This is a genomic window from Collinsella sp. An2 (assembly GCF_002160065.1).
Classification (GTDB): Bacteria; Actinomycetota; Coriobacteriia; order Coriobacteriales; family Coriobacteriaceae; genus Limicola.
Genome location: NZ_NFJW01000031.1, coordinates 1 through 9967 on the forward strand (window position 1 = coordinate 1; position 9967 = coordinate 9967).

Below are 9967 nucleotides of genomic sequence, written 5' to 3' on the forward strand. Positions count from 1 at the left end.
CCGGTTCTCAAGGTGCACGCCCCGCGGCTCCGGGCCGCGCGGCAAGGGGATATGTTGCCAGACCCGGGCCCCGCCGGGGGCGGGAATCGGCGTCTCCACGGGGTCTACACAATTGGGGGGGCGGGGCGCGTCCCCCGCCCCCGCAAACGCACCTTATCGCGTGGAGCACCTCGCCTATATTGTGTAGCGAACTTCCTGAGGTTCCGTGCTACGTTAGGGTCATGGTCCTCTATAGGAAGGAAACCGGCATGCTGCAGATCATCATCTCCCCTGCGAAGCAAATGCGCTGCGCACGCGATACGTTCTTGCCGCGCGGCATTCCGCCCTTCCCTCACAACACGTTTAGGCTTTTCCAAGCCCTTTGTTCTGTCGAGCGCAACGAGGGCCCGGAAGGCCTTCAAAAGCTTTGGCGAGTAAATGACAAGCTCTTAGCCGAGAACATCGACAGACTCCACGAGTTCAAACCTGTCATGACTACCGCCGACCTCGATGATCCCGAGGTGGGACGCGTCCTCTCGCCGGCACTGTTCTCCTACCACGGTATCCAATACCAAAGCATGGCACCCGGCGTTCTTGGATTTCGCGAACTTTCTTGGCTTCAGGACCACCTTTGGATTCTTTCCGGCTTTTACGGTTGCGTCCGCCCGTTCGATGCCGTAGAACCATATCGCCTTGAAATGGCCGCGAAACTCTCCGTCGACGGTGCGCGTGACCTGTACGCCTTCTGGGGCACGAGTATCGCTCAGGCTATCTCGGATGCCAGCACGCGCAATTCCGAATCACCTGGCCACGGCCATCAACCGGTAATCGTGAACCTTGCGAGCGTCGAATATGCCAAGGCGGTTCTACCCCACCTTCCCTCAGGCACCCAAGTAGCGACCTGCATCTTTGGAGAGGATCTTCGCAACGGTCGACCGGTGCAACGTGCCACGGCATCCAAGATCGCGCGCGGCTCCATGGTCCGCTGGATGGCCGAGCACGACGTCGAGAACGTCGCTCAGCTCACTGAGTTCAACGTCGGCTATGTTTTCGTCCCCGAGCTTTCTTCCGATCGAACGGGACGCGCCGGTGTGACCGAGCGAACCCTGGTCTTCTTGCGCGAAGGCCGCTAGGAGCTCTTACCACCGAATAGCCGTGCGCTCGACGATCATGTACGCTACCCGAGCAGCGTCGCAATCAAAACGGCCACCGACGCTGCGGCAACCAGCGCGATCAGGCATCCGCACCCGCAGCCGCAACCCGTGCCGCCGCCAGATGGGGCAGAGCCGTTGCCGCGCGTGAGCTCATGGTGCAGCATCGTGGTGATTGCGCCGTCGCCCATCCCCACGTGCCCATCGCGGTTCCAATCAAGAGGGTTGCCCACGGGCTCACCTCGCCTTCTCATCTTTCCCCATCAACACGCGCTTCTAGCTTCTACAAACCTGAATAAGCATGGCACAACAGTACAAACAGTTCCGAAATAAGGAAAGCCGCGGCATTCAATTGCTAGAACTAACAGCGACAACAATCTATGTGATTGAACCAAAAGAGACGAATGCACGGATTGCGCCGTCCGTTGCGGCGCACATCACCGAGGGGCCATCCAAAAGACGGCTGCTCGACCAGTAGGAACACATTATTACGGATGCGTCACATATTGCACATTGTGTGCAATATGTAGGGAAACGCCTATGTTTCCGCGCCCTGTTATCGACCGGTATGGCGGGTAGAAGAGCTGCACGCGCGCATCCGACCACAGATATCGGATGCCTTCCGTCTCTCGTTAGGAGATTCAATATGAGTTGGTTCGACGCAAATCACGATTACGTGAAGGAATACATCGATCGGTGGAACAAGACTGTCGGGCGCGCCAAGGTCGCCATGATCGTGTTCGGAATCATCCTTGCTATCGCAGGCATCGCAGCCATGATGGCACCGTTACAGGTCTACATCTTTATTCAATCCGTCATCGCCGTCATCCTCATGGTGCATGGCATCGGCCAGGCGGCAGCATATGTTCAGACGCCCGAGCCGTTCCGCAACGGCGCGCAGCTCGCATCGGGCATTCTGAATGCCATGCTCGGCGTGTTGCTGCTTGCGCTCCCGTCGCAGCTCACGGCAGGAGTTATCGTCTACCTGCTGGCTTTCATGCTCATCATGACCGGCATCGAGCGCATATCCTTCTCGCGCCAGATGAACTTCTACCGCATTCCGACATCGTCCATGGGTACCGCCACGGGCATCCTCAACATCATTTTGGGTGTAGCGTTTATCTTTATGCCGCTCGCAACGAGTCTTGCACTGAGCTACCTGCTCGCTGCCTACCTCATGATCGGCGGCATAACCCTCCTGGTCGAAGGCATCTCGGTCAAACGAATCGACCAGTAACGGATACAGCGCGGCCAAGACCTGCTTCACTTTTACGTGTTGCAACATGGGTCGCAGAGTAGGTCAGAGACATAGAACAAGGCGGGCGGCGCTCCTTGCAGAGCGTCGCCCGCCTTTGCATGAAGCCGGTACATCACCATTGTGCCGCCATGCCTGCAATCAACGATTTGACCCGAATGGCTCAAGTCAGTCAGTCGCGTTCGATGCGACCTTAAAGATAGTTCCGCCAGTCGTCCTCTTCCTCATCGTCTGCGGTCGCAGCAGCCGCCTCGCGGGCCTGGCGCTCTGCAGCCGCAGCGGCAGCCGCCTCGCTGTAGGATGTAGCCGGGGGCTCGGGGAATGCGGAAAACGCATGCTCGAACTTTGCAAGATTGTCGTCATAGCGCGTGCGCGGCACGGCAAAGATTACCTGCTTTACACCGTGCGAGCCATCCGCAAGCTCCGCGCGGAAAAGCTCTGCCACGCGCTCGGCATCCCAGCCAAACGCCCCACAGCCATACGCGCCCAAAACGGCCTTTTCGCGGCCCAACTGATCGATGATGCCCAGCACAAACCGAATGCGGTCGCGCATGGCGGCATCGAGCGTTGCCTCGTCCACGTGATATTCGTCGCGAGCACGCTTGGCGTCGGGCGCCGCGGCCACGATGACATCGGCGTACGCATGCACATGGTCGCGCTCGAACCGCACGGCCGGCACCACGAGCGCTCGGTTGCGATACAGCTCGCAATTGATGTTGCGACGGCGGTTCTCGCCGTACCAGTCCCGCTGCGTATCGAGCACGTTGTGGAGGTACGAGTTCGCACAGAGCGCCTGCTCCTGGGCCCAAGCTCCGCGAATGTAGCCGCCGGCGGGCGTGACGAACGAAGCGAAATCGAGCACCGCCATGTCGCAGAACTGGGCATAGCCGCGCCCGTTTTCCACGATGGCAGAAACCGCATCCTGGGCAACGACCGCAACCTCGGGCACCACGGGCTCGCCGACCTCGACCGTGGGCAACCCCTCGATGCGAACAACGCCCGCCAGCGAGCGCTCGATATCCTTCGCGCAGCGTCGAGCCACGTCTTCGGTATGGCGCTCCGCCGCCTCGCGCCGCGCGTCACGGCGCGGATTGTTGCGTCCGTTCAACGGGCGTCGGCCAGTTTGTTCCGCCATGATGTCACCTTTCTCGCCGCCAGTATGTATGCCACACATCCTATCCCAACGGGGCGCAAAAACCCAAAGGCATCGAGGCGGGCAATCTCCACGTTACGTCTCTCCCCTGCCGTCCGCCGCGCAACTGGCGCCACTCGGCCCACAAGGCGGCCGCTCCCGCATCTGCTCCCCATCGTGCCGACTACGCTGGTCCTATGAAGTGTGTGCTTTCACATAATGCCGCCTACGTCTGGCTCATGCATCATCGCAACCCTCGACCGGACAACGAGCGATCAAGCCGCGCGCAGCTCGGCGGCGCCTCCGTTCCTGGCCGCGCCGCGGTCTCAAAGCTGCAGTGGTTTCTCGACCTCGAGAACACTCCGCTTGAGTTTCTCGTTTGCGACGCGTCTCTACGCCGCAAACAATCGTCGGTAATCACGCACCTCTGTACCAAGCAGCTTCCCAAGGGATCGCTTATCCCCATTGCGAGCGGCAATGACGATATCGAACTCTACTGCGTGAGCCCCGAGCTGTGTTTTATCCAGCTCTGCCAAAACGATGACCTTCTCGAAGCGATTTTCCATGGCATGGCGCTTTGCTCCGACTATCGTCTCGACCCCATTGCTCGAAGCGGAGCCGTGTTTCGAGAGCACAACGACTCGCGGCTCACGAGCACAAGCAAACTCGCCGCATATATTGCAAAGGGCACAGACATTCACGGCTCGGCCCGTGCACTTCAGGCGCTCGCGCACGTTCATGACCATTCGCGCTCCCCTAAAGAGTCCGGCATCGCCATGTTTTATGGACTGCCACAACGCCTGGGAGGGATGGCCTTGGGCGAGGTTGTCATGAACCCCTGTATCGAAATCTACGACGGGCGCGATGCGGAGGGAAACACAAAGACATCCACTCGGTATCCCGATGTCCTCATTACAGCGAAAACGACACGCAGGGGGACGAGTTGCGTCGCGTTTGACTACGACAGTCAATCGGAACACCAAGAGCCATGGAAAGTCGTGAAGGACTCTCGCAGGAGAAACGCTATCGCCTCAATCGACCAGCTGGTGCACTATGCCATCAGGCTAGAGGATGCTAAGGACTTCGATTACATGGTGCTTTTGGGTGACCGTGCCCGCAAGGTACTCGGGCTTCGTCCTTGGCCCGTCGTACGAGGGGGTTCCGACAACGTTGACAGGAAGCTCAGCATTGCAAAACTCGAGCAGCGGCGCTTTGATCTGTGGAATCGCTTTGTCCGACAGAGTCCGTGACATCGCGAGGGGCGAAATACTGGCCCACCGAACGGGTAGAGGCGACTAAACACTTCATTTGTGTGTAAAAATCGCCGTTTTGTACGACTGGATTTTGGTATGCATTTTTACTGATAGTTTATGCAAGTAAATTCCTGGGCTTTTCGTGACACGGAAGCCCAACTTAGGCGCGCGACAAAATATAGTCGTACAAAACGGCCGGTTTTACACACATCGACCGTCCTTTTCTGTCTCAAGGGCCATTTTCGCGAGCACGGCTGCGCATAATCGCTTACAGACGCTGAGCAACTGATGCGGCGGCAACGATGGCGGGGCGCCGCAGAGCCGGCGCCGGCCGCGATAAGACAGTTCTCACCTTCGAAGGCCGTCCCGTGCTCCTGCTAGCGCTGGATGTTGCTCAGCGCCACGGCCACCGCCTCGTCCACGTCGTCGGTAATCTGCACCAAGCGCGGGTCGAGCGCAGAGATCATGCCCTCCGCCTTGACTGTGCCCTCAATCCACTCGAACAGCCCCGACCAATACGATTTGCCCACAAGCGCGACGGGAGTATGAGCGACCTTGTGTGTCTGTACCAACGTGAGCAGCTCGAACATCTCGTCCAGCGTTCCAAAGCCGCCTGGAAACACGAGCGCGCCCTCCGAGTACTTCACGAACATGGTTTTGCGCACAAAGAAGTACCGAAACGTCATGCCCAAATTGACCCAGCGATTGATGCCCTGCTCGTGCGGAAGCTCGATTCCCAGCCCCACCGATGTGCCACCGCGCTCGTAGGCGCCGCGGTTCGCCGCTTCCATAATGCCCGGGCCACCTCCGGTGATGGTCGCGACGCCAGCCTCTGCCAATAGCCGACCCGCACGACGTGCAGCTTTATACATGGGGTCATGGCGGTCCGTACGCGCCGACCCAAAGATGGCAACCGCGGGCCCGATCTCTGCCAACGCCCCAAACCCGTCCACGAACTCCGCCTGGATACGCAGCACGCGCCAGGGATCCATGTGAAGCCAGTCGGTCGATTTCTCGGGGGCAAGCAGATTTGCATAGGTGTTGTCGGTAGGGATCATGTTCCCGCGCATGATCACGGGTCCACGATGATACGTAGGACCTGACTCCTCGTTTACGGAATCATCTTCTGCAGACAGCTCTTCAGCAGGCATCCGGCCTGCTGAAGGTTGGCCGGTGTCCTCCATATTCGAAGACGCGGTCTTCCTGTACCCGCCCTCGCTTGAATCGATATCCTTTGGGCTTTCGAACTTGCCATCGTCTTTTGTCACCACAAACCTCCTGCGTTTACACTCTGCGCAAAATCATTCGCGCGATAGTCGTCACAAGCCTTTTCGTTCATGGTACCCGGCAGCGACAGCGTGACTCGTCAAGCTTCGATAACGTCTTTGTTAGAACCGAGATACATCCGCGCGCTCACCGCTTTCGATGCCGGCATGCTCGTGGCGCTGAGCTAACGAGCCAGAACAAAAGCCCGTGGGCCGAGTCGCGTGCGGAGCACGCCGCGAGCTCGCCGAGAAAAATCTGCACGTAGCGCTCCCTGTCAAAGAAGTTTTGCAGACATTTCCCACCCGATTGACTACGATGAAGACGACTGAGGAGTCGACGGAGGGAGGCTGCCTTGGGAGCGACGCACACGGATACGTCCACATCTATCGGCGCGAATATCAAACGCCGCCGCGTGGCCGCAGGACTGAGCCAAGAGGAGCTCGCCTTCGCCCTTGAGGTATCCCGGCAGACCGTATCGAATTGGGAAACAAGTCGCACGATTCCGGACGCACAATCCCTCAAACTGATCGCGCAACAGCTGAGTTGCAGTGCCGACGAGCTGCTTGGTGCCGATGTGCCTGGGTCATTTCCGGCAATCGACCGAACGCGCGGGGCACGCCGTGAGCTGCTGGGCGTGACGGCCGCGATTTTGTCGCTCTACGTGCTCGCGGGATTCATGAGCGCCCTGCATATCGAAGACCCCTCGGCAGCGGGACTGACAACGTTTGAGGCTTTGAGGTTCGGCGCGCTTGCCGTGCTCGTCGCATGGTCCCTCTCGATTCAGAAGCGCTGCGGCGTGAGGACGATGGGCGCCGTCGTGCAGCTCATCACCCTTGTTCCCCACGGCGTGTCCCGACGGGGCGACCGCATCCTGCAGCTTCTCGGACGCTGGTGGTGGTCGCTATGGTTTGGACTGTTCGGGCTCTCGACGCTGCTTGGCGCATGCGTGAGCATCGCCGGCGGAAATCCCAACCTGCAGGCGGCGCTCATCGTCTCGGCATGTATGCTCGCACCGTTCGCCATTGCATTCACCTGGGAGCGCAACCAGCCAGAGCGACGTCAGTAGGCACGCCGCGCCCCGAGATTTCACGGAATTAGAACGGGGGCACCGTAACGGGCAGCGCCCCCGTGATACGCGTTAGTAATCGGCGCAAGCAGGCGAGTTCATCCAGTCTTCCACGAAGGCGCCATAGCGTCCCTCGATAATGGCCTGGCGCGCCTCTTTCATGAGGTTCAGCAGGTAGTAGATGTTATGCATAGACAGCAGAATGCCGCCGAGCATCTCCTTCTGCGTGACCATATGACGGATGTGTGCGCGTGTGTAGCCGCCGGTGCAGACCGGGCAGGTGCAGTGCTCGTCGACCGGACGGGGGTCGCGCGCGAACTTGGCGTTGCGGAAGTTCAGGCGCCCCTCGCTCGAAAATGCCGAGCCCATGCGACCCGTACGCGTAGGCAGAACGCAATCGAACATGTCGATGCCGCAGGCAACGCCGCGCACGAGCGTGGTGGGATTGCCCACGCCCATGAGATAACGCGGCTTCTGGCGCGGCATGTATTCGGACGCGAGCGGAGCCAGCGTCTCGAACATGGTCTCGTGGTCCTCGCCCACCGAGTAGCCGCCGATGCCGTAGCCCGGGAAGTCGCCGCATTCCTCGAGGTGGCGCAGGCTGCGCAGGCGAAAGTCCAGATGCATGCCGCCCTGGACGATGCCAAAGAGCGCCTGGTCGGGACGGGTGTGGGCCTTGTAGCAGCGCTCCGCCCACATGCTCGAGAGCTCGACGGCGCGCTCCACGAACGCTCGCGTGGCGGGATAGCCCGGGCACTGATCGAGCTGCATACAGATGTCGCTGCCCAGCTTCTGGGCAATTGCCATGTTGTCTTCAGGCGTCCAGAACACGTGACTGCCGTCGTAGTCGGTGGCGATGAAGCGTACACCGTCGTCGGTGAGCTTTACGGCATCGCCATGGGAAAACACCTGGAAGCCACCGGAGTCGGTGAGGATGGGACCGTGCCAGTTCATAAAGTCGTGCAGCCCGCCCATCTCGGCGATGAGGTCGGCGCCGGGACGCATCGCCAAATGATAGGTATTGGAGAGCACGATCTGAGCACCGAGGTCCTTGACCGTCTCCCATGGGATACCCTTGACCGTCGCCTTGGTACCCACCGGCATGAAGATGGGCGTCTCGATGTCGCCATGGGGCGTATGCAGGACGCCGGCGCGGGCGTGGGTCGTGGGATCCTCGGCGACGATGTCGTAGCGGAACAGCTTCTGGTCCATAGGTCTCCTTGCAGGTCTTTCCAGGCGTTGCCGGGCACAGCTCGGCAGCCGATGTATCCGGACCAGTATAGCGTGCATAGATGCCCTGTCTTCCGCTTCGACGGCTTCGCCACAAGCAGCAACTGCCGCGTGACGCATCCCGACCCCGGAATGCCGCCCGTCCGGCTCCAGCCTGGCTCACACCTCGAAAGCGCTACCATGAAATCACCCCAAGGAGAGGAGACACCATGGCGACCATCGCCCCGACCGTTCTCGCGTCGTACGAAAAGACCGCAGGCACCGTAATCAAAAACCTCGGCAAGCACAACATGGATGGCTACTTTTGCGCCACAAGCGCCGATGCCGTTGACCTTGTGACCTCATGGATGCATGAAGGCGACTCCGTCACCTGGGGCGGCAGCGAAACGTTTAAGGAAACCGGTATGAAGGCGGCGCTCGAGGAGGCCGGCTGCTACCAGATGCTCGACCGGGCAAGCGCCACCACCCCCGAGGAGCAGCGCGAAATGTGGCGCGACCGCACCACAGCAGACTGGTTCTTCATGAGCGCGAACGCCCTCACCGTGAGCGGCGAGCTTGTGAACATCGATGGCAACTCCGACCGCTGCTCGCTGTTGCTGCACGGTCCCGCGCATGTCGTGGTGCTCGTGGGCATGAACAAGATGGTGGCCGACGTGGATGCCGGCATCAAGCGCATTCGAACCATCACCTGCCCGCTCAACGCCGAGCGCCTGCACACCGAAACGCCCTGCGAGCTCACGGGCGTCTGCGCCGACTGCCACGCGCCTAAGTGCATGTGCTGCAACGTCGTGGTGACGCGTCACTCGCGCCACGAGGGCCGCATCCGCGTCGTACTGATTGGCGAAGATCTCGGCTACTAACTTGAATGCCGTGGGGCCTGGCTTTCAGCGGGATTGCCAGGCCCCGGTTCCAACAACGAGATGTGCGCCACGCGATTGACGCGTGACCATACAACTGTTGTCGCAGGCTCGGGGTAGTGCGTTTGACGCCCCGAGCCTCATTGGTCAAATGATGGGCGCGCTGGGTACGCGCCGCGCGGATGGGGGTCTCTGTTGGTCAATTCGTCTGCCTGCTGGGCAAGCGATAGGTAGACACAGTGGCCCGCCGGTCAATTTCCCTGTCCGCTGGGTATGTTCGATGCGTCGCGGAAACAGGGACTCCACAAACATGGTCAAATCACCCGCCGTTTGGGCAACTCCGCCGATGGCTCCGCATAAAGAGAGCCTAAGGCAGCATCGGACGTGCCCAGCGCTCGCATGATTTGACCATCGAACCCCATGTTCGGCACGCATCATGCCCAGCGCGCGCGAATATTGACCACAAGACCCAAGTTCACAGGACGAGAGGCCTGAGCCCCAGAGAAAAAGGATGACGGGGTCCCTCGCAGGCGGACGCGGGATCCCCCGGAGAAGGGCACAACCCCTCGTCGACAAACGCGGGTACCAACGCTCCCGACACAAAGGGCCCGGGTCGCTGCGGAAACGACCCGGGCCCCATGCAAAGATAAGCGACCTATTCCCTCATATGACCGATAACCCTGTCAAGTGGCAAAAACGACCCGGCCCTCCTGGCCAAAGGAGGGTCGGGCCCTTCCGTCCCCTTACGCGCCGCCGAGACGACGTTCTCCCAACGTCA

9 protein-coding genes are annotated in these 9967 nt (G+C 60.3%); 5 read left to right on the plus strand and 4 right to left on the minus strand.

What is annotated here, in order from left to right; all coding sequences use genetic code 11:
* The first annotated feature begins 248 nt into the window (after positions 1 to 248).
* On the plus strand, positions 249 to 1112 hold the full coding sequence (locus tag B5F33_RS10535) for a YaaA family protein (protein WP_087411777.1): 864 nt from the start codon (positions 249 to 251) through the stop codon (positions 1110 to 1112).
* 44 nt (positions 1113 to 1156) lie between these two features.
* Here the strand turns inward: B5F33_RS10535 and B5F33_RS10870 are convergent, their stop codons facing one another.
* The gene (locus tag B5F33_RS10870) at positions 1157 to 1363 is read right to left on the minus strand and encodes a hypothetical protein (RefSeq protein WP_143757991.1); all 207 of its coding nucleotides are present in this window, start codon (positions 1361 to 1363) and stop codon (positions 1157 to 1159) included.
* Between the two features lie 413 nt (positions 1364 to 1776).
* Here B5F33_RS10870 and B5F33_RS10540 point away from each other — a divergent pair, with 413 nt between their 5' ends.
* On the plus strand, positions 1777 to 2367 hold the full coding sequence (locus B5F33_RS10540; RefSeq protein WP_087411778.1) for a DUF308 domain-containing protein: 591 nt from the start codon (positions 1777 to 1779) through the stop codon (positions 2365 to 2367).
* 211 nt (positions 2368 to 2578) lie between these two features.
* On the opposite strand, the gene B5F33_RS10545 is transcribed toward B5F33_RS10540, so the two are convergent.
* Entirely contained in the window at positions 2579 to 3520 is a 942-nt protein-coding gene (locus B5F33_RS10545; RefSeq protein WP_087411779.1) for a TIGR02452 family protein, read from the minus strand.
* Positions 3521 to 3714: 194 nt separating this feature from the next.
* Between B5F33_RS10545 and B5F33_RS10550 the strand changes: the two genes are divergently transcribed.
* Entirely contained in the window at positions 3715 to 4767 is a 1053-nt protein-coding gene (locus B5F33_RS10550; protein WP_143757992.1) for a hypothetical protein, read from the plus strand.
* Between the two features lie 380 nt (positions 4768 to 5147).
* On the opposite strand, the gene B5F33_RS10555 is transcribed toward B5F33_RS10550, so the two are convergent.
* The gene (locus tag B5F33_RS10555; protein ID WP_239285060.1) at positions 5148 to 5840 is read right to left on the minus strand and encodes a TIGR00730 family Rossman fold protein; all 693 of its coding nucleotides are present in this window, start codon (positions 5838 to 5840) and stop codon (positions 5148 to 5150) included.
* Positions 5841 to 6388: 548 nt separating this feature from the next.
* Between B5F33_RS10555 and B5F33_RS10560 the strand changes: the two genes are divergently transcribed.
* Positions 6389 to 7102, plus strand: a complete 714-nt coding sequence (locus B5F33_RS10560; protein WP_239285057.1) for a helix-turn-helix transcriptional regulator — start codon at positions 6389 to 6391, stop codon at positions 7100 to 7102.
* Between the two features lie 72 nt (positions 7103 to 7174).
* Here the strand turns inward: B5F33_RS10560 and tgt are convergent, their stop codons facing one another.
* Positions 7175 to 8314 (minus strand): tRNA guanosine(34) transglycosylase Tgt, encoded by a 1140-nt coding sequence (gene tgt, locus B5F33_RS10565; protein ID WP_087411782.1) that lies wholly within the window; start codon positions 8312 to 8314, stop codon positions 7175 to 7177.
* A 227-nt stretch (positions 8315 to 8541) separates the two neighbouring features.
* Between tgt and B5F33_RS10570 the strand changes: the two genes are divergently transcribed.
* The gene (locus tag B5F33_RS10570; RefSeq protein WP_087411783.1) at positions 8542 to 9192 is read left to right on the plus strand and encodes a lactate utilization protein; all 651 of its coding nucleotides are present in this window, start codon (positions 8542 to 8544) and stop codon (positions 9190 to 9192) included.
* The last annotated feature ends 775 nt before the right edge of the window (positions 9193 to 9967 follow it).

Excerpts from the sequence above, each read along its gene's own strand:
- B5F33_RS10545 (WP_087411779.1), bottom strand. The coding sequence starts at position 3,520 with ATGGCGGAACAAACTGGCCGACGCCCGTTGAACGGACGCAACAATCCG.
- B5F33_RS10535 (WP_087411777.1), top strand. The coding sequence starts at position 249 with ATGCTGCAGATCATCATCTCCCCTGCGAAGCAAATGCGCTGCGCACGC.
- B5F33_RS10555 (WP_239285060.1), bottom strand. The coding sequence starts at position 5,840 with ATGCGCGGGAACATGATCCCTACCGACAACACCTATGCAAATCTGCTT.
- B5F33_RS10570 (WP_087411783.1), top strand. The coding sequence starts at position 8,542 with ATGGCGACCATCGCCCCGACCGTTCTCGCGTCGTACGAAAAGACCGCA.
- B5F33_RS10550 (WP_143757992.1), top strand. The coding sequence starts at position 3,715 with ATGAAGTGTGTGCTTTCACATAATGCCGCCTACGTCTGGCTCATGCAT.
- tgt (WP_087411782.1), bottom strand. The coding sequence starts at position 8,314 with ATGGACCAGAAGCTGTTCCGCTACGACATCGTCGCCGAGGATCCCACG.
- B5F33_RS10540 (WP_087411778.1), top strand. The coding sequence starts at position 1,777 with ATGAGTTGGTTCGACGCAAATCACGATTACGTGAAGGAATACATCGAT.